General features: G+C 58.5%; 20 protein-coding genes. 1 reads left to right on the forward strand and 19 read right to left on the reverse strand.

The genetic code is table 11. The annotated features are described in order from the left end of the window. Positions 1–58: 58 nt before the first annotated feature. The 8 genes from polA to GYN08_RS10815 all read right to left on the reverse strand — a co-directional run bounded on the left by polA (position 59) and on the right by GYN08_RS10815 (position 10,961). A complete protein-coding gene (polA, locus tag GYN08_RS10780; RefSeq protein ID WP_166274208.1) occupies positions 59–2,743 on the reverse strand; it encodes a DNA polymerase I in 2,685 nt (894 codons plus the stop codon). A gap of 96 nt (positions 2,744–2,839) precedes the next feature. After that, positions 2,840–3,877 (reverse strand): CorA family divalent cation transporter, encoded by a 1,038-nt coding sequence (locus GYN08_RS10785; protein WP_166274209.1) that lies wholly within the window; start codon positions 3,875–3,877, stop codon positions 2,840–2,842. A gap of 205 nt (positions 3,878–4,082) precedes the next feature. After that, positions 4,083–4,742, reverse strand: a complete 660-nt coding sequence (gene phoU, locus GYN08_RS10790) for a phosphate signaling complex protein PhoU (protein WP_166274210.1) — start codon at positions 4,740–4,742, stop codon at positions 4,083–4,085. Between the two features lie 27 nt (positions 4,743–4,769). Next, positions 4,770–5,525 carry a phosphate ABC transporter ATP-binding protein PstB gene (pstB, locus tag GYN08_RS10795; protein WP_166274211.1) on the reverse strand — a complete coding sequence of 252 codons (756 nt, stop codon included), beginning with the start codon at positions 5,523–5,525 and terminating at the stop codon, positions 4,770–4,772. A 117-nt stretch (positions 5,526–5,642) separates the two neighbouring features. Further along, a complete protein-coding gene (locus tag GYN08_RS10800; protein WP_166274212.1) occupies positions 5,643–7,175 on the reverse strand; it encodes a methyl-accepting chemotaxis protein in 1,533 nt (510 codons plus the stop codon). A 114-nt stretch (positions 7,176–7,289) separates the two neighbouring features. Next, a complete protein-coding gene (locus GYN08_RS10805; RefSeq protein WP_166274213.1) occupies positions 7,290–8,024 on the reverse strand; it encodes a response regulator transcription factor in 735 nt (244 codons plus the stop codon). Positions 8,025–8,187: 163 nt separating this feature from the next. After that, entirely contained in the window at positions 8,188–9,990 is a 1,803-nt protein-coding gene (pnpS, locus tag GYN08_RS10810; RefSeq protein WP_166274214.1) for a two-component system histidine kinase PnpS, read from the reverse strand. Next, complete coding sequence (locus tag GYN08_RS10815) at positions 9,987–10,961, reverse strand: bile acid:sodium symporter family protein (protein WP_166274215.1); 975 nt, start codon at positions 10,959–10,961, stop codon at positions 9,987–9,989. The genes pnpS and GYN08_RS10815 overlap by 4 nt, the downstream gene beginning before the upstream one ends. Before the next feature lie 147 nt (positions 10,962–11,108). Between GYN08_RS10815 and yfbR the strand changes: the two genes are divergently transcribed. Next, positions 11,109–11,741, forward strand: a complete 633-nt coding sequence (gene yfbR, locus GYN08_RS10820) for a 5'-deoxynucleotidase (RefSeq protein ID WP_166274216.1) — start codon at positions 11,109–11,111, stop codon at positions 11,739–11,741. Between the two features lie 173 nt (positions 11,742–11,914). On the opposite strand, the gene GYN08_RS10825 is transcribed toward yfbR, so the two are convergent. The 11 genes from GYN08_RS10825 to accD all read right to left on the reverse strand — a co-directional run bounded on the left by GYN08_RS10825 (position 11,915) and on the right by accD (position 23,258). Then, complete coding sequence (locus GYN08_RS10825; protein WP_268952868.1) at positions 11,915–12,796, reverse strand: SDR family oxidoreductase; 882 nt, start codon at positions 12,794–12,796, stop codon at positions 11,915–11,917. 137 nt (positions 12,797–12,933) lie between these two features. Further along, positions 12,934–13,812: an SDR family oxidoreductase gene (locus GYN08_RS10830; protein ID WP_166274217.1), complete on the reverse strand. Its 879-nt coding sequence runs from the start codon at positions 13,810–13,812 to the stop codon at positions 12,934–12,936. A gap of 111 nt (positions 13,813–13,923) precedes the next feature. After that, positions 13,924–14,352 carry a DUF2269 family protein gene (locus tag GYN08_RS10835; RefSeq protein WP_166274218.1) on the reverse strand — a complete coding sequence of 143 codons (429 nt, stop codon included), beginning with the start codon at positions 14,350–14,352 and terminating at the stop codon, positions 13,924–13,926. A gap of 117 nt (positions 14,353–14,469) precedes the next feature. After that, on the reverse strand, positions 14,470–15,420 hold the full coding sequence (mdh, locus tag GYN08_RS10840) for a malate dehydrogenase (protein ID WP_166274219.1): 951 nt from the start codon (positions 15,418–15,420) through the stop codon (positions 14,470–14,472). 106 nt (positions 15,421–15,526) lie between these two features. Then, positions 15,527–16,828: an NADP-dependent isocitrate dehydrogenase gene (icd, locus tag GYN08_RS10845; protein ID WP_166274220.1), complete on the reverse strand. Its 1,302-nt coding sequence runs from the start codon at positions 16,826–16,828 to the stop codon at positions 15,527–15,529. Between the two features lie 144 nt (positions 16,829–16,972). Continuing rightward, entirely contained in the window at positions 16,973–18,085 is a 1,113-nt protein-coding gene (gene citZ, locus GYN08_RS10850; protein ID WP_166274221.1) for a citrate synthase, read from the reverse strand. A 374-nt stretch (positions 18,086–18,459) separates the two neighbouring features. After that, positions 18,460–18,858, reverse strand: coding sequence for an FxsA family protein (locus GYN08_RS10855; protein ID WP_206023689.1), 399 nt, complete (start codon positions 18,856–18,858; stop codon positions 18,460–18,462). Continuing rightward, positions 18,842–19,393: an acyl-CoA thioesterase gene (locus GYN08_RS10860; RefSeq protein WP_166274222.1), complete on the reverse strand. Its 552-nt coding sequence runs from the start codon at positions 19,391–19,393 to the stop codon at positions 18,842–18,844. Before GYN08_RS10860 ends, GYN08_RS10855 begins: the two co-directional genes overlap by 17 nt. A gap of 309 nt (positions 19,394–19,702) precedes the next feature. Beyond that, positions 19,703–21,121, reverse strand: a complete 1,419-nt coding sequence (pyk, locus tag GYN08_RS10865; RefSeq protein ID WP_166274223.1) for a pyruvate kinase — start codon at positions 21,119–21,121, stop codon at positions 19,703–19,705. Positions 21,122–21,385: 264 nt separating this feature from the next. Next, positions 21,386–22,360 (reverse strand): acetyl-CoA carboxylase carboxyltransferase subunit alpha, encoded by a 975-nt coding sequence (locus GYN08_RS10870; protein ID WP_166274224.1) that lies wholly within the window; start codon positions 22,358–22,360, stop codon positions 21,386–21,388. A gap of 4 nt (positions 22,361–22,364) precedes the next feature. Next, positions 22,365–23,258, reverse strand: coding sequence for an acetyl-CoA carboxylase, carboxyltransferase subunit beta (gene accD / locus GYN08_RS10875; RefSeq protein WP_166274225.1), 894 nt, complete (start codon positions 23,256–23,258; stop codon positions 22,365–22,367). Between the last annotated feature and the right edge of the window lie 25 nt (positions 23,259–23,283).

Here is a 23,283-nt window from a genome sequence, read left to right on the forward strand (position 1 = left end):
CCGGGACGGCTGCGCGGGCTAATCTCTGAGTTGTTCGCGCGGGCGCGGAAGCGCCCGTTTACTTCGCTTCGTACCAGTTGCTGCCGAAGCTGACGTCCGCCTTCAGCGGAACGGACAGCTTCAGCGCGCCTTCCATCGTTGCCGGCACGAGCTTCTTCATCAGTTCCAGCTCGTCTTGCGGCACTTCGAAAACCAGTTCGTCATGCACCTGAAGCAGCATGCGGCTCTTGAGTCCGCGTTCGCGGAGTACCGCGTCCACCTGCACCATCGCCAGCTTGATGATGTCGGCCGCCGTTCCCTGGATCGGCGTATTCATCGCCGTCCGTTCGGCGAACGAACGCTGGGCGAAGTTCCGGCTGTGGATGTCCGGCAGATAACGCCGGCGTTCCAGCATCGTTTTGACGTAGCCGTCCTTCTTCGCTTCTTCGACGATATCGTGCATATACTGCTGAACGCCTTTGAAGACGGCAAAATACTGTTCGATGAAATCGGCGGCCTGTTTGCGCGAGATGCCCAGGTTCTGCGACAGTCCGTAATCGCTGATTCCGTACACGATGCCGAAGTTGACGGCTTTCGCCGAACGCCGCATATTGGCATCCACCTCTTCCTTGGGCACGCCGAATACGTCCATCGCCGTTTTCGTATGGATATCCATGTCATGCAGGAAAGCGTCCTTCAACCGCTCGTCGTTCGAAATATGGGCCAGAACGCGCAGCTCGATCTGCGAATAGTCGGCGGCGAGAATGGTCCAGCCGGGTTCCGACGGCACGAACGCTTTGCGAATCTTTTTGCCTTCCTCCAGACGGATCGGAATGTTCTGCAGGTTCGGATACTGGCTGCTGAGACGTCCCGTGGCGGTCAGCGCCTGACGGTAATACGTGTGCACTTTGCCCGTTTCCGGACGGATTTCCTTCAGCAGGCCGTCGATGTAAGTCGACTGCAGCTTGGTCAGCTGGCGGTACTGCAGGATCGTCCGCACGATCGCGTGATAAGGCGCAAGCTCCTCCAACACTTTCGCGTCGGTCGAATAGCCCGTCTTGGTCTTCTTCTTCACCGGCAGCCCCAGCTTGTCGAACAGAATTTCGCCGAGCTGACGCGTCGAATTGATGTTAAACTCCATGCCGGCATGCTCGTAAATTTCCGCCTGCAAACGGCTGATCTCGCTTTCGAACTCCCGGCCGAGCGCTTCCAGATCGTCCGGATTGACGGCGATGCCCTGCTTCTCCATATCCGCCAGAATGCGCGACAGCGGCATCTCCAGCTCGAAGAACAGCCGATTCATCTCGAAGCTCTCCAGCAGCTCCCGCTGCTTCGGAATGATATTTTCCAGCGCCTCGACTTTGCGCGCCGAGTGCGCGGCCAGCGTCTCGATATCCGGCCAGGCGAACTTCGTCAAGCGGCCGTAGACTTCTTCGTCTTCCGCCAGCGCCGGAAGCTCGTACTTGGCGGCCAGCCCGCTGACCGTCGTCGCCGTCTCCGTCGGATCGATCAAGTACGCCGCAAGCTGCGAGTCGAACGCCGCGCCCGCGAAGTTCACGCCGTTCCAGTACAGAGCCAGGTCGGTGCGGTGCAGATCGTAACCGCTTTTCGGCGCCGAGGCGTCTTCCAGCCAATCGAGCACCGGCGCCGCTTCGGGCGAGCGCAGCAGCTCGAACGGCACGTAATAATAACGGTCTTCCCCGTGCAGCGTCAGGCCGGCGACTTCCGCGTGATGCGGGTTGTCGCCGTGCGTTTCCGCGTGAATCACGCTCACTTTCGGCAGGAACTCCGCCAGTTCGCCGAGCAGGTCTTCATCCGCGACGCGCACGTCGAGCGGCGGACGTTCGTCGGCTTTCGGCGCGGCCGGAGCAAACGGATCTTCGTCTTCGCCGACTCCGCCCGCATACGGGATTTTGTCGATCAGCGAGGTGAACTGCAAATTGCGCAGCACCGGTACCGCTTCGTCGCGGTTCGCGCCCGCGTAAGCGAGCTCGTCCCATTCGAGCGGCAGCGGAACGTCGCGGAAGATGGTCGCCAATCTTTTGCTCAATTCGGCGCTGTCCGCGTTTTCTTCGATGCGTTCTTTCTGCTTCCCTTTTAGCTTGTCCGTATTGGCCAGCAGATTTTCGACCGTTCCGAATTCGTGCAGCAGCTTGAGCGCCGTCTTCTCGCCGACGCCCGGCACGCCGGGAATGTTGTCGGAAGAATCGCCCATCAGGCCTTTGAGATCGATGATCTGCTGCGGCGTCAGCCCGAAACGCTCCATGATCTGTTCCGGTCCGTGCGGCAGCACGTCGCCGACCCCCTTGCCCTTCAGCAGATTGATCCGCACGTGTTCCGAAGCCAGCTGCAGCACGTCCTGGTCGCCGCTGACAATGACCGTTTCGCATTTTTCGGCGTCGGCCCGCTTCGCCAGCGTGCCCATGATATCGTCGGCCTCGTAGTTTTCCAGCTCGTACTGCTTGATGCCGAGCGCTTCGATCAGTTCCTTCAGCAGCGGAAACTGCGTGCTCAGTTCCGGCGGCGTCTTCTGGCGTCCCGCTTTGTACTCGCCGAACGTGTCGTGCCGGAACGTCTTCTTGCCGGCGTCGAACGCGACCAAAATATGCGTCGGCTTCTCGTCCTGGAGCAAACGCAGCAGCATCAGCATAAAACCGTACACCGCGTTGGTCGGCCGGCCGTCGGCCGTCTGCAGCGGGGCGGTGATGCCGTAGAACGCCCGGTAGATCAGATTGTTGCCGTCGATCATCATTAATTTATTCATGCACAACCTCCGCTTGGGTGGAATCTTCGTTCCTCTATGATACCATTAATCGAACAAAAAGCCGAACCCCGCTTCCGCGAGAGTCCGGCCGAAAAATCATGTGCGCCCTTTGAATTCCCGGTCCGGCCGTCGTCCGTGACGATGCCTCCTCTTTTTCTCTCCCGGATTCATGTTCATATTGAGAATGTCGCCCGTCAGTCCCCTTTTTTTGAGCCACCCGTAAGTCAACAGCGTGGTCAACAGAATCAGGGACAGCGCAAAAGCGTAGCCCAGCGGCCACGACAGCTCGGGCATATGCTCGAAATTCATGCCCCAGATTGCGCCCAGAGCCGTCATCGGCGTCAGCAGCACCGTATATACGGTCAGCGTTTTCATGATGTCGTTGGAGCGGTAATTCGTAATATTTTCGTCCACGCGCAGCAGCGAGTCGATCTCGTTATCGTATTCCTTTTGCAGCATGTCTATCCGTCTCAGCCGCAGATCGAGAATATGCTTGCAGTCCGATTGTTCCATGTCGCTCCGGAACGTTTCTTCCGACGCGTAGCGGATTTCCTTGATCGGAATGATCTGGGCGTTCCAGTATGTCAGATCGTTGCGCAGGTCGATCGTTTTCTGCAGCACGTGCCGGTCGTTCACATGCCGCATCTCTTCTTCGAGTTCGTGCAGATTTTGTTCGAAACTGTCGGACTGAATGAAAAAATATTCCAGGATTTCGCTGAGCAGCACCAGCAGGGCGTCGATCGGCGAATCGCTTTCGAGCATCGCATTCGTCAATCCCCGCTCGTCCGTTCGGGTCAGCGCCGCGTTCGTCCCGCCGATCAAAATGAACAGATCTTTTTTGACGAAATAATGCAGCAGCAGATTATTGTCCCGCTTCTCGGGTGCCATGTCGAGCAAAAGCGTTCCGTTCAGCACGCTTTCGCTCTGCCGGTGGCGTGCGATCGCCAAGGTGCGGTTATGCGTTCGGACAAGGCTTTCCGATAGCCAGCTTGCCGCGTCCTCGTCTTTGGCGCAATCCGGATAAGCTTTCGCCTCCGCATGATCCGCAAAACGGTACCATCGCCATTCACGCTCCGAGGTTCCTTCTTCTTCCGACTGCTTGTTATGTATAAGCGGTTGATCGATCGGCTTCATATTAATCGGTCCTTCCCCAGCGTCATCGGGCTTTGCCCGCTCTGTAAATTACCCATTCGCGGCGGGTCTGCAAACTTAAAACCCGTTCCTTCGGCAGGGAATACCGAAAGAACGGGTAAGGGCGGGGCGAGCATCCGGCGGCTACGGCGAAGCGGGAAGACGATCGGCTGGCCGCCGTGCTCCGCGGAACGCCCGCTGCAAAAATTTAAGGATTGAGATCCGGACGCCGTCCGGTCACCAGGAATACGACGTTTTCGCCGATGTTCGTCGCATGGTCGGCAATCCGCTCGATATAGCGTCCGACCATCTGCAGCAGCATCATTTGAGGCGCGGCTTCCGGCTTTTCCAGCAGCAGGTTGTACAGCTCGCGCAGCATGGAACCGTACAATTCGTCGACTTCGTCGTCATCCTTCGCCATTTTGTAAGCGAGATCGGTATTTTCGTCCATATACGAACGAATCGATTCCGAAATCATCGTGGAAGCAATGCTTGCCATCTGCGGGATATCGACCAACGGCTTGACGTTCGGCTGTCCGTCCATGCGAACCGTTACCTTCGCGATATCGCGGGCCAGATCGCCCATCCGTTCCAAATCGCTCGAAATTTTAAAAGCGACGATAATACGGCGCAGGTCCTTGGCCACCGGCTGCTGCGTAATAATCAACTGCGAACCGAGCTCCAGAATTTCTTCCTCCAGCGCATTCAACTCGGCGTCCCGGCGAATAACTTCTTCGGCTTTGACCAAATCGGAAGACTTGAGCGACTCCACCGCCATTTTCAGTGCCTCGTCCATGCGTGTGCCCATTTGAATGAGCAGCTCGCGCAGTTGGTTCAGCCCTTCGTCAAAATCATGTCTGCGGACCATATGAAACGACCTCCTTATATGTTCTGTTTAACCAAACCGGCCGGAAATGTAATCTTCCGTGCGCGAATCTTCCGGCGTGGAAAATAAGGTCTTCGTTTCCGCCGCTTCAATAACTTCGCCATTCAGGAAAAAGACGGTCTTGTCCGAGATCCGGGCTGCCTGGTGCATGTTGTGCGTCACCATGACGATCGTGTAGCGGTTTTTGATTTCGCGAATCAGATCTTCGATCTTCGCCGTCGAAATCGGGTCCAGTGCGGAAGTGGATTCGTCCATCAGCAGCACGTCGGGCTTTACCGCCAGCGCTCTCGCGATGCACAAGCGCTGCTGCTGCCCGCCGGACAGGCCGAGCGCCGAACGCTTCAGGAAATCTTTGACTTCTTCCCAAAGCGCCGCCTGCTTCAAGCTCTCCTCGACGATCTGATCCAGCTCGCTCTTCTTGCTGATGCCCTGAAGGCGCGGGCCGTACGCCACGTTCTCGTAAATGGACTTCGGGAAAGGATTCGGCTGCTGGAATACCATGCCCACGCGTTTGCGCAGCGATTCCACTTCCATGTTTTTATCGTAGATGTCGGCGCCCGCCAGAGACACAAGCCCTTCGATTCGGGTTCCGGCGATTTGGTCGTTCATCCGGTTCAGCGTTCGGAGCAGCGTCGACTTGCCGCAGCCCGAAGGGCCGATGAAGGCGGTTGCCGCCTTTTCGGGAATATCCAGGTTAACGCTTTTCAGCGCATGAAATTGATCGTAATACAGATCCAGGTTTTCGGTACGGATAATCGGTTCCATTCTTCTGAGTCTCCTTCGCGGTTCTCCTCAAGCCAGTCTACATCCGGTTTGTTAAGAACATTAAGAAGAATTGTAAACGCAGCGTAAAATCCGACGACAAACCGGTCCTTTGCCGGTTCACCTATCGGCCAAAGACTGCTCCAACGCCTGGCGGACGGCTTCGACCTCGCGCAAAGCGCTCTCTGTCAACCCGTAGGTGAAACGGCCGCCCTCTTCGGAATTCCGCGCCGAACCCGACACTTCGCGGAATTCCTCGTCGGCGGCCATCATCTGTCCCGCCGCCCCGCGAATACGGGTCTCCGCTTCTTCCATGCCTCCGGCCGCTTCCAGGCTGAGCACGTTCATGCGTTCCAGCAGGCTGCCGATTTCGTCGGAAAGCTGACGGGTCGACTCGGCCAGCGCCCGGACTTCGCCGGCTACGACCGCGAACCCTTTCCCCGCTTCGCCCGCGCGCGCCGCCTCGATCGAAGCGTTCAGCGCAAGCAGCGAACTGGTTCCGGCGATTCCCCGGATCGAACCGGTCGCCTGCGCGATCTCCTTGGCGCAGGCCAGCATGTCGCCGATCGACCCTCGCTGCCTTGCAATGGCCTCCGACGCCTCCGAGAAGGCGCGGCCCGCGTCGCCGAGAGCATGCCGCCCCTCCTCGGTCCGCCGGCTCATCCGTTCCGCTTCCTTAACGACGCTTCCCGCCGCGCCGTGGATTTCTGACAGCGAACCGGCTACCTGACCCAGCATTTGCCGGCTTCCGGCAATCTGGTTCTGGCGTTCCAGCGCCGAGCGGCCCTGCAGATCCCGAGACAGACGGATCATGTCCCGCACGGTCAGAACGCCCTCGTATACGCCGTCCTGCGTCAAAATCACGCAGTCGGCAAACGATTCGTCACCCCGCGTCAGGGCGATGTCGATCAGCTCGCTCGGGCAGGTATCGACTTCCGCCGTCAGCGGCGGCATTCCGGCCGCTTCGGCAACCGGTCGGTCGTAAAACAGCTCCGGCGCGAATCGGCCGGTCAGCTTACGGTAGAACGCGTCGCGCATGAGCAGCAGCATCGGCCGCCCGTCCGGCGAACAGACCGCGATGCACGGTGCGTTTTCTTCCCGTTTGAATACTTGAAGCGCTTCGAAGCAGGTCAGTTCCGGACCGATCGTCGGCGCCTGCCGCGCGTAATCCGACAATACGGGACGGACAATTTCGCTCTCCGCCAAGTCGAACGCTCCGACGCCCGCTTCCAAGCGAATCTCGGCCTCGAGAGCGGCAGTCGCTTCCGATTCCGACACTTTCGCCGCGGCGCCCTCCGGCGCCCCGTAAGCGCCTGAATCCCGCCCGCTGCTCCGCTTGGCCTCCCGCTCCCGCGAACGCCGCGCGAACAGCTCCGACAATCGGGCCGAAGCCGCCGCCGCTTCGTTCGGGTACTCCTCAGCCTCTCCTTTTTGCCGCGACGATTCACGCCCTTCTCCGATTTCGCCCGCTTCCGCCGGCAGTTTTCCCCACCCCGCCGGGCCGTCCGTCTCCGAAGCCGCCCTTTCTTGAAGTTCAAAACCGCGGTCCGACGCCCCTGTCGATCCCGCGGTCTCTTCCTCTCCCGTCACTTCTTTTTCCAATTCCGGCTTTAGTCCCATTTCTTCTCTTTCGATCGTTCCCGCTCCAGGCATGAACGCTTCTCTCCCGTCGTTTTTTCTTCAATTATATGGGCGGCACGTTCGCTTGATGTCAACGTCCGGTTAATACCGGGTAAAAAGTCGCAAAAAAAGACTCCGGTCTTCCCTTCAAAGGGATGACCTGGAGTCTGCCTTGGCTTGAGCCACGACCAATTTGTAACCGACGCCCCGAATCGAATCGATATGTACCGATCCCGGATCGAGTTCCAACTTTTTCCGCAAAGAACTGACGTGCACGTCCACCGTCCGCTGTCCGCCGATGTAATCGAAGCCCCAGACGGCGTTCATCAAGTCGTCCCGGGTCATGACTACGCCGGGCTTGCGCGCAAGGTACAGCAGCACTTCGAATTCTTTCGGTCTCAGGTTGATCGCCTGCTGGCCGAGCGTGACTTCATATTTATCCGGATAAATGGTCAGCGCGCCCAGACTGATTTTCGATTCGGACGTGGCCGGAACCGTATATTCCGATTCTTCGCCCGACGTGCGGCGAATGACCGCACCGACGCGCGCCAGCATTTCCGACACGCCGAACGGCTTCGTAATGTAATCGTCCGCTCCCAATTTCAGTCCGAGCACGATGTCTTCCTCCGCGTTTTTGGCGGTAAGGATCACGATCGGCGTCTTCACGCCGGAACCTCGCAATTTCTCGAGTATCTCGATTCCGCTCATGCCGGGCAGCATCAGGTCGAGCAGGATCAGATCGAATGCTTCCCTGCGCGCGCGTTCATAGCCGCCCGTTCCGTGTTCTTCGAGTACGACTTCGTAGCCGTCCTGGGACAGATTATAAGAAATCAACCGGGACAGCGTCGGCTCGTCTTCGATGACGAGCAGTTTCCTAGCCATTGGCTCGATCCCCCATTTCGTTTGCCTGCGACATTTGCGCAAAGCGCAAGCCGTTCCGCCTTTGTCTGCTGCCGATTATCGGACGGAAAACGGCATGTTCGCGCACACGCCTTGTTTTGACCTTCATCAGCATATCACGGCATTGTTAACTCTGTGTAAAAAATTACGGATTTTCCTGCAGTATGGGCAGTTCGACGATAAACGTGCTGCCGACGCCCAGCTCGCTTTCGACGGAAATCGTGCCGCGGTGGAGTTCCACCAGATGCTTGACGATCGAAAGGCCGAGGCCCGTCCCGCCCGAACTGCGCGAACGCGCCTTGTCGACGCGGTAAAACCGTTCGAAGATCCGCGGCAGATCCTTCTTCGGAATGCCGATCCCGTTGTCCGACACGCTGAACCGGATCCGTTCGTCGTCATACCTTTCGTCCGTAAACTCCTCGGCCTTGATGACGATTCTTCCCCCGTCCGGCGTGTAGCTGACTCCGTTGCCGACCAAATTGAGAAAAATTTGCCGCAGCCGGTCTTCGTCCGCTTCGATAAACAGCTCTTCGGGGACGTTCAGGCGAATCTCGATCCGCTTCTGCTCCGCCGCCCCTTCCAGCACCCGGCTTACCGATTGGAACAGCGTCAGCACATGCACCGGCGCGTAATCGAGCTGAATCCGGCGCGACTCGATCTTCGACAAGTCGAGAATGTCTCCGATCAGCCGGTTAAGCCGATCCCCTTCGTCGTAAATGATTTTAAGGAACGACCGCGCCGTCTCTTCGTCCTTGACGCCGCCCGCCAGCAGCGTCTCCGCAAAGCCCTGTACGGCGGCGACCGGCGTCTTCAGCTCGTGCGAGACATTGGCCACGAATTCGCTGCGCATCCGTTCCAGGCGCCGAATGTCCGATACGTCCTGGAACAGGAAGAGCATCCCGTGGTACGACTCTTCGAGCACCGTCATCGGAACGCCGTCAAGCGAGATCAGCCGCTCTTCGGGCACGAACAGCGTCAGTTCGTCGTGCATTCGGCATTTGCGCTGCAATCCTTCTTCGATAAATCGCGTAAGCTCGTAGAACCGCTTCAATTCCACATACCGGCGCCCTACGACCCGGTCGGCCCGGATGCCGAGCATCCGCTCCGCCTGCCGGTTGACCAGACCGATCTTCTCGTCCTGGTTGACCATCAGAATGCCGCCGGTCATATTGTCCAGCACGTTCTGCAGCAGGCTCTCGTTGTCCCGAATCGTATGCATCTGCGCCTGCAGGCTGTCGGCCATATTATCGATCGAGGCGCCGAGCTGGCCGATTTCGTCCTGGCGCATCGGACCGACCCTGGCATCGTAGTCGAGCTTCGAGATACGGTTGGCGGTATCCATAATATGCTCGATCGGACGGGTCAATCCTCCGGCCAGACGGTAGCTGACCACGGCCGCGATCAGGAACAGAATCGCGAGTGCGCTGCCCATAATGATCCAGCCGCGCTGAAGCCCTTCCCCCACGATGTCCAGGCTCATCGACAGGCGCAGATAACCGTCGAACCCGCCGGAAGAGACGATCGGAGCGGCAACGTACAGCATATCGCGGCCGAGCGTATCGCTGTAGCGGACCGCATGGCCCGGGGTGCCGGAGACGGACGTGCGGATCTCTTCGCGGTTCAGATGATTGTCCATCGAAGCCGTGTTGCCGAGGGAGTCGCCGATCACCCGGCCGTCGCGCGCCACGAACGTGACGCGCGAATCGGTGAGCGACCCGAGCCGCTTCGCTTCCTCTTCGAATACCGAAGGCAGCGCCTCGCCCGCGGCAGGAGCCGGAGGCAGCTCGAGCAGATCCTCCAGCAGATCGATCTCCCGGCCCATATAGTCTTCCAGGGAACTGATGTGGGAATCCCGGAACACTTTGGCCATGGTGAGACCGGCGGCCAGCACCGAAATGCCGACCAGCAGCAGCAAAATCAAAGTCAAGCGGGAACGAAAAGGTTTCATGGATGCAGGCTCTCCTTCAGCGGATACGGTTTAAACTTGCGTAAAACGAATTGATGCAGCGTCGCCAGCGGCTGCTGGACCAAAATGGCGAGCACGACCGGCACGGCGGCCTGCGGCGAAAAGTAGCCCAGCGCCAGCACCAAGCCGAGCGAATTGTTGCGCATGCCCGCCGCGAACGAGACCGTCACCGACAGTTCGGGCGTCCGCTGCCTGAGCAGCAGAGGCGCGTAGTAGCCGAGCAGGTAGCCGAGAGCTACCAGAATCAGCACCGCCGGAACGACCGAGGCCAGATCGCCGCGCAGCTCGTACGCATACGGCGCGATGCCCGCCGCGTTCAGCAGGATGACGAGCATGAAAAACAGTTTCGAGAGCGGCAGCAGCACCGGCGCCGCCTTCCGCTTGAACCGCCCTCCCGAGCGTTCGTAGATCACGACGCCCAGCGCGGTCGGCACGACGACCATCAGCAGCAGGTCCCGCATCAGATGCAGCGTATCGAATGCCAGCTGCGCTCCGAAAAACAGCCGGATCAGGCCCGGAACGACGATCGGGCTCAGCGCAGAATCGAGCAGCACCATGGCCAGCCCGAGCGCAAGACTTCCCCCCGACAGTTCGATCCAGAGGACGGAAGAAACGCCGAGCGGAATCACCGTAAACAGAACCAGCCCCGCCGTATACGGAGAAGAGGCGCCGAACAGGGCGCTGCCGAGCCCGAACGCCGCCAGCGGCGCGACCAGATGGCTGAGCGCCAGCGTCAGCACGATCGGCATCGGCCGGGCAAAGACCTGTTTCAGATGCTCCCGCCCGCAGCCGACGCCCATCACGAAGGTAATATAGGCGAACAAATACGGAATGGCGGGAACAAGCGGAAGAAACGGCTCGGAAAAGATCAGGCCCAGCACGAGCATCAGCGGCGTGATCCAGAACATGCCCCGGTCTACCCAACCGCTGAACGCCAGGGCTTTTTCTTTCATCGGCTGCCGCCCTTTCGCTTTCCTCCTGCATTTTTCACTTGCGTCCCTTCCTTTCAATCCTGCTATAATGGGTAGCGTGTCTTCTTATCTTACCACAAAGTCCGGCGGCCGAAAGTCGCGCCAGCCTCAAAAGAAAGGGTGCCTTCATTGACCACTTATCCGTTTTCCGCCTATTTATACCGTCTTAAACATATCAAGCGCTGGAGCCTGATGCGCAGCACGATGACCGAAAACGTCGCCGAGCATTCGTATCACGTGGCCCTGCTCTCCCATCTGCTCTGCACGATCGGCAACGAGCTGCACGGCAAATCGCTGAACGCCGACCGTGCCGCCACGCTGGCGCTGTTCCACGATGCGCCGGAGGTGTTCACGGGCGACATCCCGACCCCGGTCAAGCACCATAACGAATCGCTGCTCTCCAACTTCCGCCTGATCGAGCAGATGGGCGCGCAGCGTCTGACCGCCATGGCGCCCGAGCCGCTGCAGCCGGTATACGCTCCCCTGATCGGCACGACCGAGCCTAGCGAAGAAGACCGTCAGCTGCACGCCTACGTCAAAGCGGCCGACCGAATCGACGCCTATCTGAAATGCGCCTGGGAAGTGGCCGCGGGCAACCGGGAATTCGCCGTCGCCAAACAGCAGACCGAAGAGAAGCTTGCCGAGTCCGCCATGCCGGAAGTGGAATATTTCCTGAAGCACCTCGCCCCCGCTTTCGAAATGACGCTCGACGAACTGTCCGCGCAGGTCGGCGAGGAAACGACGCGTCCGGAAGTCCGCTGAGCCGCCGCCCCGGACGGAAAGCGCGAGCATGAGCGAAACCGCCGCCGTTTCTCGGGAAGCGCATAACGAAAAACCGTTCCGCTGCCGCGTCTCGCGCGATTTCGGAACGGTTTTTTTCGTGGAATGCGGGCGTAAGAATCTGTTGAACGATGCCGATTCCGGCTTACCGCCGTTTATCCGTTGACGACTTCCCCGCCGTTCACGTGAAGAACTTGCCCGCTAACGTAAGAGGCATCAGGCGAAGCCAGATAGACATACGCAGGTCCCAGCTCGGAAGGCTGTCCCATACGGCCGAGCGGTTGGCTTTCGCCGAACGACTCGACTTTGTCTTCCGGGAACGTCGACGGAATGAGCGGTGTCCAGATCGGGCCCGGAGCCACTCCGTTGACCCGAATCTTTTTCTCGGCCAAGCTCATCGACAGCGAGCGCGTGAAGCTGACGATCGCGCCTTTGGTCGACGAATAGTCGAGCAGCTGCGGGCTTCCCCGGTATGCCGTGATCGACGTCGTATTGATGATCGAGGCCCCTTCTTTCAGATGCGGCAGCGCTGCTTTGGTGAGGAAGAACATTCCGAAAATGTTCGTGCGGAACGTGCGCTCCAGCTGCTCTGCCGTGATATCGGTGAGGGATTCCTTCGGATGCTGTTCGCCGGCATTGTTGACGACGATGTCGAGTTTGCCGAATTTATCGATGATTCGCTTGACCGATTCCTGTGCGAACGCTTCGTCTCCGACGTCTCCGACCAGCAGCAGGCACTGCTTGCCTTCGGCTTCCACGAGACGCTTTGTCTCCTCCGCGTCACCATGTTCGCTGAAGTAGATGATCGCCACGTCGGCGCCTTCTCTCGCATAATGCACAGCAACGGCGCGGCCGATACCGCTGTCGCCTCCCGTAATAACGGCGGTCATGCCTTCGAGCTTACCCGCGGCTTTATAAGTCGGAGAAATGTATTCCGGCTTTGGCGTCATGTCCGATTCCGAACCGTGACCCTCGAGCTGCTGGACAGGCGGGCTTTTCGGTTTCATTTCGTTGGCTTGCTGCTCGTTGGTTGGCATCTTTGAAAACTCCCTTCGTGGTGGTCTGCGGTTGTCTTGAAGCTTCCGCTCCTTACTTACCACCGCCGGCGGAGCGCCAAACATGAAATCCCAAAAGAGTCATCATTCGCCAGCTTCTTTCCGGCTTCTCTCTATCTTCAGCCGCCGATCACTTCGCCTCCGTTGACGTGAATGATCTGCCCGCTGACGTACGACGAATCTGCCGAAGCCAGATAGACGTAAGCCGGGCCCAGATCGGCCGGCTGGCCGACGCGGCCGAGCGGCTGGCTGCCTCCGAACGACTTTACGTCTTCCGCCGGATAGGTCGACGGAATGAGCGGCGTCCAGATCGGGCCCGGCGCCACTCCGTTGACCCGAATTTTTTTCTCTGCCAGGCTCATCGAGAGCGAACGCGTGAAGCTGACGATCGCGCCTTTGGTCGAGGAATAATCGAGCAGTTCCTTGTTCCCTCGATAAGCGTTTACGGAAGTCGTATTGATGACCGATGCTCCTTCCGCAAGATGCGGGAGCGCCGCTTTGGTCAGATAAAACATAGAAAAAATGTTTGTCCTGAACGTTCGCTCCAGCTGCTCCGCCGTGATGTCTTCGATCGACTGCTGCGGATGCTGCTCTGCGGCGTTATTCACGACAATATCGATCTTGCCGAACTTTTCCAGCGTGCGGCGGACCGATTCCCGCGCGAACGCCTCGTCCCCGATGTCGCCGGACAGCAGCAGGCAGGCGCGTCCCTCCGCCTCCACCATCTTTTTCGTTTCCTCGGCGTCTTCGTGCCCTTTCAGGTAGACGATCGCCACGTCTGCGCCTTCCCTGGCATAATGGGCCGCGACGGAACGGCCGATGCCGCTGTCGCCTCCCGTAACGATAGCCGTCCTGCCGAGCAGCTTGCCGGCACCCTTGTACGTTTCTCGAATGACAACCGGCGCCGGCGTCATTTCCGATTCGCGGCCGTGCGAGTCCTGCTTCTGCTGCTGGGCCGGCGGAGTCTTCAGGTTTCCTGCGTTTTCGTTGGCGGACATGAAAACAGCTCCTTTCGCAAAGTAGGATCGGTAAATCGCGCGCGTTTCCGAAAAACGGATACGCCCCTCATTACCACTTCGCAAAAGGAGCCAAACGCCAAAAGGCGCAAATCAGGCAAACAAACGCTCGAATGTCATCACGAACAAAATGGCGACGAACGAAACGCAGACCAAGGCGCTGAACACCCGCAGCTTTTTGAGCTCGCTGCCGACTTCCCGCCGTTCCCGGATTCCGTCAAGCGCGCGGCGCATAGGACCGGCCATCATGCCGCCGAACGCTCCGATCAGCACGAACAGCACGAACGACAGCAGCATCCACAGCATCGAATAGTCTTCCTGCAGCAGCAGATAGACGCCGGTCAACAGCTGAATCACCAACCCGAGCTGGGCGTATGTATTCAGCGAACGCATCATCGACAAAACGCCGTTTTTGGCGTCCCCTTCGATCCGGTTCAGCTGCGCGACGACGAACGGGGCCAGCAGATAGAAGCCCATGGCGACCGAGCCCAGAATATGCAAAAACAACACAAACCGCTCCATACTCTTCTTATTCCTCCTCGATTTTGGTGTTCGATCGGCCCGTCATACCGATAGTACACGGGCTCTCAGCGTCATTTTACCTTATCGAGGAGAGATTGTCAGCGGGCGGGCATCCGTTCACGACAGGCCCGACGCCACGACGGCAATAACGCCGCGCACCGAGTCCGCCGACTTGTCGAGCGCCGTTTTTTCCTCGGGCGTCAGTTCGAGCTCGAACACCTTCTCGATTCCGCCGCCGCCGAGCACCGCCGGAACGCCCAGAAACAGATCGTCGTATCCGTATTCTCCTTCGAGCAGCGCGATAACGGGCAGCACCCGCTTTTTGTCCTTGAGAATCGCTTCGGCCATCTGGGCGAGCGAAGCGGCCGGCGCGTAATAGGCGCTGCCGCTGCCGAGCAGGTTGACGATCTCGCCGCCGCCTACACGGGTACGCTGGACGATCTCCGCGATCCGTTCCCGCGAAATCAGCGTGTCGATCGGAATGCCTCCGACGCTGGAATAGCGGACAAGCGGCACCATATCGTCGCCGTGGCCGCCCAGCACGAAGCCTCGCACATCTTCGACCGATACGTTCAGTTCCTCCGCGATAAAGGTACAGTAGCGGGCGGTATCGAGAACGCCGGACTGCCCGATGACCCGATGTTTCGGAAAGCCGAGCGTCCGGTACGCCGCGTACGTCATGGCATCGACCGGGTTGCTCAGCACGAGCACCGTCGTCTCCGGCGCGACCTCTTTGATCCGTTCGCACACCGAGCGGACGATGCCCGCGTTCGTGCTGACCAGATCGTCCCGGCTCATGCCCGGCTTGCGGGCGACGCCCGCCGTAATGATGACCAGATCGGAGTCCCTGGCATCCTCGTAGTCGGACGTTCCGACGATGCGGGCGTCGAATCCCTGCACCGGCGAAGCTTCCAGCATGTCGAGCGCCTTGCCTTTGGTCGGGTTCTCGAGCTGCGGAATGTCGAGGAGCACGACGTCCCCGAGTTCTTTTTGCGCGATCATCAGCGCGGCGGTCGCGCCGGTAAAGCCCGCACCGACGATAGTGATTTTTTTGCGTGCGATCGTCATGATTTGATGCCTCCCGTCGTGGAATGGATGATTTTCTCGTTTGCCGAAAAAAAGAACGGACGGAAAGACGAACCGTTCCCGGCCCGCTTCCGTCCGCTGGACTTTTTTACTTCATGTTGCGGATGACTTCGTCGGCGAACTCCGAGCACTTCACTTCCTTGGCGCCTTCCATCAGGCGGGCAAAGTCGTAAGTGACCGTCTTGTTGTTGATCGACGTTTCCAGTCCGTTGTAGATCAGCTGAGCCGCTTCCTGCCAGCCCAGGTGTTCCAGCATCATGACGCCCGAGAGGATAACCGAACCCGGGTTCACGACGTCTTTGTCCGCGTATTTCGGAGCCGTGCCGTGCGTCGCTTCGAAGATCGCGTGTCCCGTCACGTAGTTGATGTTGGCGCCCGGCGCGATACCGATGCCGCCGACCTGCGCCGCCAGTGCGTCGGACAGGTAATCGCCGTTCAGGTTCAAGGTCGCGATGACGTCGAAGTCCGTCGGACGCGTCAGCACCTGCTGCAGGGCGATGTCCGCGATGGCGTCTTTCACGATGATTTTGCCTGCTTCTTCGGCTTCTTTTTGCGCCGCGTTGGCCGCATCCGTGCCGTCTTTCTCTTTGATCAGGTCGTACTGGGCCCATGTGAACACTTTGTCGCCGAATTCCGCTTCGGCCACTTCGTAGCCCCAGTTTTTGAATGCGCCTTCGGTGAACTTCATGATGTTGCCCTTGTGCACGAGCGTGACGCTCTTGCGGCCGTGATCGATCGCGTATTGAACCGCCGCGCGAACGAGACGCTTGGAGCCTTCTTCCGAGACCGGCTTGATGCCGATGCCCGACGTTTCCGGGAAGCGGATCTTGTTGACGCCCATTTCGTTTTTCAGGAATTCCAGCACTTTTTTGACTTCTTCGCTGCCTTCCTGATACTCGATGCCGGCATAGATATCTTCCGTGTTTTCCCGGAAAATGACCATGTCGACGAGCTCCGGACGCTTGACCGGCGAAGGTACGCCGTTGAAGTAACGGACCGGACGCAGGCAGACGTACAGGTCGAGTTCCTGGCGCAGCGCCACGTTCAGGGAACGGATGCCGCCGCCGATCGGCGTCGTCAGCGGCCCCTTGATCGCCACGATGTATTCACGGATGGCGGTCAGCGTATCGGCCGGCAGCCATTCTCCGTATGTATTGAACGCTTTCTCTCCCGCAAACACTTCGTACCAGGCGATTTTTTTCTCTCCGCCGTAGGCTTTTTCCACTGCCGCGTCAAGCACGCGCTTGGAAGCCTTCCAGATGTCGCGGCCGGTACCGTCGCCTTCGATAAACGGAATCACCGGGTTGTTCGGAACGACCAGCGCTCCGCCTTCTTCGATCTGAATTTTTTCTCCCTCGGTCGGTGCGTCGAATTTTTCCAATTTGGACATGAATGGAATTCCTCCTTCGAAGTGTGGGTGAAGCGCGGACCGAACCGCCCTGGCGGTTCGAAGCCCGCAGTCTTTTCTATTGTAGCCGATGACAAGCAATTTTTGAATAAAACGTGAATTCGGCGGGCCGATACTTCCGAACGATCAGCGCTGCTCCAGCGGCACGTAAGTCAGATCCAGTTCGCCCACGTATTCGGCGCGAGGACGGATCAGGCGGTTGTCTTCGTACTGCTCGAGAATGTGCGCGGTCCATCCCGACACCCGGCTGATCGCAAAGATCGGGGTGAACAGCTTGCGCGGAATTCCCAGCATCGTATAGACGGAAGCGGAATAGAAGTCCACGTTCGGCTTCAACCCTTTTTGCGACGTCACGAGTTCTTCGATCTTGACGGACATCTCGTAGAGCGACGAATCGCCGTTCGTTTCGCCGAGACGGCGCGACATTTCCATAAGGTGCTTGGCGCGCGGATCGCCGTTTTTGTAAACGCGGTGTCCGAAGCCCATGATTTTCACTTTGTTCGCGAGCTTGTCGTTAATATAACCTTCGACCTTGTCGGGAGTTCCGATTTCTTCGAGCATCCGCATAACGGCTTCGTTGGCGCCACCGTGGAGCGGACCTTTCAGAGCGCCGATCGCCGAAGTAACGCCCGAATAAATATCCGACAGCGTCGCTACCGTAACCCGCGAAGCGAATGTGGAGGCGTTCAATTCATGGTCGGCATGCAGCACCAGCGCCTTGTCCAGCGCTTCGATCGCCGTTTGTTCCGGCTGCTTCCCGCTCATCATGTAGAGGAAGTTTTCGGTCAGGCCGAGTCCTTCTTTCGGCGCGATCGGCTCCTGGCCTTCCGCAATCCGCGCCAGCGCGGCGACCAGCGTCGGCAGCTGCGCTTGAAGACGTTCAGCCTTGGTCACGTTCGACTCGCGGCTCATATCGTCGGCATCCGCATCGTACAGGGCGAGAGCCGATACGGCCGTCCGCAGCGCGGCCATCATGTTCATGTCCTTCGGATACAGCTTCATCTGCTCCAGCAGTTGAGGCGGAACCGCGGCATAACTCTGCAGGTTGCTCCGCAGTTTTTCCAACTGCTCCTCGTTCGGAAGCGCGCCGTGCCAAAGCAGGTACGCCACTTCGTCGAACGAGGCGTTCTCGGCCAGATCGTCGATGTTGTACCCCCGGTATGTAAGCACACCGTCCACGATCGAACTGATCGAGGAAGTTGCGGCTACAATGCCTTCCAGACCTTTAGTCGCTGTCATCGTACATCTCTCCTTTGTGAATGGAACGGATAAATGCAGGCATAACTTTTAAGAGGGCCTGCGGCAAGCTTGCAGATGCACCCCTAGCATTTGTAACCGTTTTTAAGACTTGGAAAACGGTTTTGTCTCCGGTTTCGGTCCAAGCCGAAAACAACAAGACGTGTAACATTCCTTCTTTGTCATCATACCGGATTTTGTCATTTTTTTGAACATTTCTGCGTGTTAACCGGGAATCAAATTGTTTTATCGAGGCGATAAGACATCTTTGCAACCCCTTACAATGATATATGTTACAGGAGAGAGCAAGCGTTTGCAAGTTTTGGAAAACGTCAAAAACCGTCCGCCGAAGGCGGACGGTGGAACGAGGCGGCGGCTTAACGCCGGTAAAAGGTGATGTTACCGTTCTTCATTCTCTTCTCGATCCAGCGCATGGCGGCGCGGTGATAAAGAGGCCGCGTGAGCGGGAAAACCATCGAGATGCCGATCAAATCGGTAATAAAGCCGGGCGCGATCAGAATGGCGCCTCCCGCCATGATGCAGACGCCGTCGACCAGTTTGCGGCCGGGCGGCTGACCGTTCTCGGCAAGCCGTTTGAGATCGTTCATCGCTTTGCGTCCCTCGAATTGAACCATCGCGATTCCGATTACCGTCGTCGCGAGCGCCAGCACAAGCGTCTTGAAAAAGCCGAAGCGGTCGATCAACCAGGTAAAGGCCACGACTTCGAGCACTACGGCCAAAATAAACAGGATGGCCATTTTATTTCTGTTCTTCATGTGAGTCCCCCCCTTGTTCGGCAGACTCCGCCGCAAGCCAGCTTCCGAGCCGCTTGTACACGTCGGGTGCGGCTTTGTTGAGGCGGATCGGTTTCCAGGCGGCGTTAAGCCAAATATGTTCGGTCCCCCCGATATTGAGCAGGGTGCCCGGACGCTCCGCCTCTCCGCCGAAAACGGCGGTGTCGGCGCTCCACTGCGATTCGTCCTCGCAGCGGCGGATCTCGTATTCATACTCCAGACGCAGCGGCGAAAATGCGCTGATCCGCGAATAAATCCAGATTCGGTCGTCGTAACGGGCCGGACTTACGAAACGGGCGCGTGCTTCGAGCACCGGCAGATAAACGCCCTGCTCCTCGATCGCCCGATAAGTCAGTCCGACAGCCCGGATCATCTCCGTTCGTCCGATTTCGAACCAGTTCAAATAATTGGCATGATAAACGACCGACATCTGATCGGTCTCCTGATAGCGAACTTTCAGACCTGTACGAAACCATCTTCCGTGTGCAACGGAATGTTTTGCTTCGGAATTGCCCATTGCCTTCCACTCCTCATTCCTGTCGGACGGACCCCTAATTCGCTGGTCCTGCGTCCTTAAGCCTGTCTGTCTATTGTATACGAAAAAGGCACCGCATTTCCAACTTTGCCCGAAGCCCGGCAGACTTCCGGAGAAAAGAAAAAGCCGCCGGTTGGCGGCGACTTAAGGAGTCCTGATAATCGAAGACTCAAATTCCGCAAGCGGCGGCTTTCCGCATAAGAAACTATACGGTTCGCGAAGCGGACGGTTTCGTTCCGGGGAACGAAACTTCCGCTTCGCGGCGCAGTTTCCGAAATGCGAATCCGAATCTTAGTGAATGTGATCGACCTTGATCAGGTTGGTCGAGCCGGAACGGCCCAGCGGTACGCCGGCCGTGATGACGACGAGGTCGCCTTCTTCCACGAGGCCCGACGTTTTCGCTCCGCGCAGCGCGCTTTCGAACAGCTCGTCGGTCGTTTCCGCCACTTCGCCTTTGACCGGGATAACGCCCCATGCCAGAGCCAGGCGGCGCAGCGTCTGCTCCTGCGTCGTGACCGCGATGATCGGAGCGACCGGACGGTACTTGGAGATCATGCGCGCCGTCGTGCCCGACTGCGTCGAAGTCACGATCGCTTTAACGTCCAGGTTCCAAGCCGCGTGAGCGACCGATTGGCTGATCGACTCCGTTACGGATTTTTGCTGCGCTTCGCTCTGTTTTTTCAGGATTTCGCGATTGGCCATCGCGGATTCCGCTTTTTCGGCGATGCGGGCCATCGTCTGGACGGATTCCATCGGATACTTGCCGGCAGCCGTTTCGCCGGACAGCATGATCGCGTCCGTGCCGTCGAGGATGGCGTTCGCCACGTCGCTCGCTTCGGCGCGCGTAGGGCGCGGGTTGCGCTGCATCGAATCGAGCATCTGCGTAGCCGTGATGACCGGCTTGCCGGCACGGTTGCACTTCTCGATCATTTGCTTTTGCACCAGCGGCACTTCTTCCGCCGGAATCTCCACGCCGAGGTCGCCGCGGGCAACCATCAGGCCGTCGGATACTTCCAGGATTTCGTCCAGGTTGTCGACGCCTTCTTGGTTTTCGATCTTGGAGATGATTTGGATATGTTCGGCGTTGTGCTTTTTCAGCAGCTCGCGAATTTCCAGCACGTCGCTTGCTTTACGGACGAACGAAGCGGCGATGAAGTCTACGCCCTGCTCGATGCCGAAAACGATATCGTTCGTATCCTTTTCGGTAATGCCCGGAAGCGAGATGCTGACGCCCGGAACGTTTACGCCCTTGCGGCTCTTGATCTGTCCGCCGTTGACGATGCTGCATTCGATTTCGGTTCCTTCGACTTTCGTAACCGTCAGTCCGATCAGGCCGTCGTCGATGAGGATCGTCGATCCGACCGAAACGTCCTTCGGCAGGTCTTTGTAAGACACCGACAGACGATTTTTGTCGCCGGCGATTTCTTCGGTCGTCAGCGTGATGCTTTCGCCTTCTACTAGATCCAGCGGCTCGACCGCGATTTTGCCCGTGCGGATTTCCGGTCCTTTGGTATCCAGCAGCAGCGCGACGCTCTTGCCGAGCTCCTGGCACGCCTGGCGGATATTTTTAATGCGGTTGCCGTGCTCTTCGAAATCACCGTGGGAGAAGTTCATCCGAGCGACGTTCATGCCCGCCATAATCAGTTTTTTCGTGTTTTCGAGCGATTCGCTCGCCGGTCCGATCGTACATACGATTTTCGTTTTGCGCATTTGGGTTCCTCCGTTTTTTGATCTCTGTCGATCTCTGCTTCGGTCTCTTGACGAGACTCTCTCTGTCTCCTTGCCTGTCCTGCCAACGAAAATTCGCTGCCGTCCTGCCGGGCCGGACACAAAAAAAGAGGCCGGCTACCGGTGCTCCGACCTCTCTGTAATCCGTGCTCGGAAGTCGGTTTTCGGATGGACATCAAATCCTCACCAACAATTAAATCTACACTAAAAGCACGAATTTGTATAGGTTTTTAAAGTAAAAACTGCTCAGGAATTCGGTAAAGTCCGCCCCGAGCCGTACTCTCCGATTCTGCGGAATTTCTCGTAGCGGTCCGCGATCAGTCCCTGGGCGTCCAGCGAAGAGAGTTCGTCAAGATGACGCGCCAGGCAGTCGCGAATCGCAAGCCCGGTCGCTTCGTAATCGCGGTGCGCGCCGCCTTTCGGTTCCGGCACGATATCCTCGATCACCTTCATCTCCAGCAGGTCGGACGCCGTGATCTTCATCGCTTCCGCCGCTTGATCGGCTTTCGAAGCGTCTTTCCACAGGATGGACGCCGCTCCGTTCGGCGAAATGGCGGCATAGATTGCGTTTTCCAGCATCAATACGCGGTTGCCGACGCCGAGCGCCAGCGCCCCGCCGCTTCCGCCTTCGCCGATCACCACGCAGATAACCGGAACTTTCAGCATTGCCATATCCCGCAGATTGCGCGCAATGGCCTCCGACTGTCCGCGCTCTTCCGCCGTGTTGCCCGGATACGCGCCCTTCGTGTCGATGAACGTAATGATGGGACGGCCGAATTTCTCCGCCTGCTGCATCAAGCGAAGCGCCTTGCGGAAGCCCTCGGGATGGGGACTGCCGAAAAAACGCGCGATATTGTCTTTTGTATCTTTGCCCCGCTGGTGGCCGATCACCGTGACCGGCGTTCCGCGAAAACGCGCCAGTCCGCCCACGACCGCCAGGTCGTCGCCGAACATCCGGTCGCCGTGCAGCTCCACGAAGTCCGTGAAGACGTACGGGATCAGATCCAGCGTCGTCGGACGCTGGTGATGCCGCGCCAGATGCATTTTCTGCGCCGGCGTGACGTTCGTATAGATTTCCTGCTGAAGCTGCGCGTAGCGCTCCTCCAGCCGGGAAATTTCGTCGCTGAAGTCGATTCCTTTTTCTTGACCGAACTGCTTAAGCTCGTCGATCTTCTTGCGCAGCTCTACGAGAGGCTGCTCAAACGCCAATTCTCCCGCCATCCGTCTAGAGCTCCTCCTTTTTACTGTGCATGCCGATCAGTTTGCCCAGCATCGTTTTCATTTCTTTGCGGTGCACGACCAGGTCGAGCTGGCCGTGCTGCATGTTGAATTCCGCCGTCTGGAAGTCGTCCGGCAGCTTCTGCCTGATGGTCTGCTCGATGACGATCCGGCCGGCAAAGCCGAACGCCGCGCCCGGCTCGGCGATAATGAGATCTCCGAGCATAGCGAAACTGGCCGATACCCCGCCCATGGTCGGATCCGTGATCACCGACAGGTAGAGTCCGCCCTTATCCGCAAACTGTCCCAGTGCCGCGCTCGTTTTCGCCATCTGCATAAGGCTGAGGATGCTCTCCTGCATGCGCGCTCCGCCCGAAGTCGAAAAGATGATCAGCGGCAGGCCGTACTCGCCCGCATGCTCGATGATCCGCGTGATTTTCTCGCCGACCGCAGAACCCATGCTGCCGCTGAAAAAGTCGAAGCTCATGACGGCGACGGCGACCGGCTGCCCGTTGATGGCGCCTTCTCCCGTCACGACCGCCTCGTTCAAGCCCGACTTCAGTTTTTGCTCTTCGAGCTTGCCGGCGTAACCTGGAAACTCGAGCGGATCGATCGAAACGACGTCGCGATCATGCTCGACGAAGCTGCCTTCGTCGAGCGTCATCGCGATGCGCTCCATGGCGTTCAACCGCATGTGATGGCCGCAGGACGGGCAGACCTTCAGGTTTTTCTCCAATTCCTTGCTGTATTGGATCGTGCCGCATTTGCTGCATTTATTCATGAGCCCTTCGGGGATCTCCCGCTTGGGGCGCTGCTGCGCCTCCGCTTCGCCGTTTCCGGCGCTCCGGTCGGGAGGAAGGGTTGCGTACTTTCTTTTTTTCTGAAATAAATCCTTGAACACCACTACACCTCTTCAGCCGTTATTT

Origin of the sequence: Saccharibacillus alkalitolerans (assembly GCF_011090185.1) — a bacterium.
Lineage (GTDB): Bacteria > Bacillota > Bacilli > Paenibacillales > Paenibacillaceae > Saccharibacillus > Saccharibacillus alkalitolerans.

Excerpts from the sequence above, each read along its gene's own strand:
- GYN08_RS10785 (WP_166274209.1), bottom strand. The coding sequence starts at position 3,877 with ATGAAGCCGATCGATCAACCGCTTATACATAACAAGCAGTCGGAAGAA.
- GYN08_RS10800 (WP_166274212.1), bottom strand. The coding sequence starts at position 7,175 with ATGCCTGGAGCGGGAACGATCGAAAGAGAAGAAATGGGACTAAAGCCG.
- GYN08_RS10855 (WP_206023689.1), bottom strand. The coding sequence starts at position 18,858 with ATGAAGAACAGAAATAAAATGGCCATCCTGTTTATTTTGGCCGTAGTG.
- polA (WP_166274208.1), bottom strand. The coding sequence starts at position 2,743 with ATGAATAAATTAATGATGATCGACGGCAACAATCTGATCTACCGGGCG.
- pstB (WP_166274211.1), bottom strand. The coding sequence starts at position 5,525 with ATGGAACCGATTATCCGTACCGAAAACCTGGATCTGTATTACGATCAA.
- GYN08_RS10830 (WP_166274217.1), bottom strand. The coding sequence starts at position 13,812 with ATGTCCGCCAACGAAAACGCAGGAAACCTGAAGACTCCGCCGGCCCAG.
- icd (WP_166274220.1), bottom strand. The coding sequence starts at position 16,828 with ATGTCCAAATTGGAAAAATTCGACGCACCGACCGAGGGAGAAAAAATT.
- GYN08_RS10835 (WP_166274218.1), bottom strand. The coding sequence starts at position 14,352 with ATGGAGCGGTTTGTGTTGTTTTTGCATATTCTGGGCTCGGTCGCCATG.
- GYN08_RS10870 (WP_166274224.1), bottom strand. The coding sequence starts at position 22,360 with ATGGCGGGAGAATTGGCGTTTGAGCAGCCTCTCGTAGAGCTGCGCAAG.
- pnpS (WP_166274214.1), bottom strand. The coding sequence starts at position 9,990 with ATGAAACCTTTTCGTTCCCGCTTGACTTTGATTTTGCTGCTGCTGGTC.
- citZ (WP_166274221.1), bottom strand. The coding sequence starts at position 18,085 with ATGACAGCGACTAAAGGTCTGGAAGGCATTGTAGCCGCAACTTCCTCG.
- phoU (WP_166274210.1), bottom strand. The coding sequence starts at position 4,742 with ATGGTCCGCAGACATGATTTTGACGAAGGGCTGAACCAACTGCGCGAG.
- GYN08_RS10805 (WP_166274213.1), bottom strand. The coding sequence starts at position 8,024 with ATGGCTAGGAAACTGCTCGTCATCGAAGACGAGCCGACGCTGTCCCGG.
- GYN08_RS10860 (WP_166274222.1), bottom strand. The coding sequence starts at position 19,393 with ATGGGCAATTCCGAAGCAAAACATTCCGTTGCACACGGAAGATGGTTT.
- pyk (WP_166274223.1), bottom strand. The coding sequence starts at position 21,121 with ATGCGCAAAACGAAAATCGTATGTACGATCGGACCGGCGAGCGAATCG.
- GYN08_RS10815 (WP_166274215.1), bottom strand. The coding sequence starts at position 10,961 with ATGAAAGAAAAAGCCCTGGCGTTCAGCGGTTGGGTAGACCGGGGCATG.
- mdh (WP_166274219.1), bottom strand. The coding sequence starts at position 15,420 with ATGACGATCGCACGCAAAAAAATCACTATCGTCGGTGCGGGCTTTACC.
- GYN08_RS10825 (WP_268952868.1), bottom strand. The coding sequence starts at position 12,796 with ATGCCAACCAACGAGCAGCAAGCCAACGAAATGAAACCGAAAAGCCCG.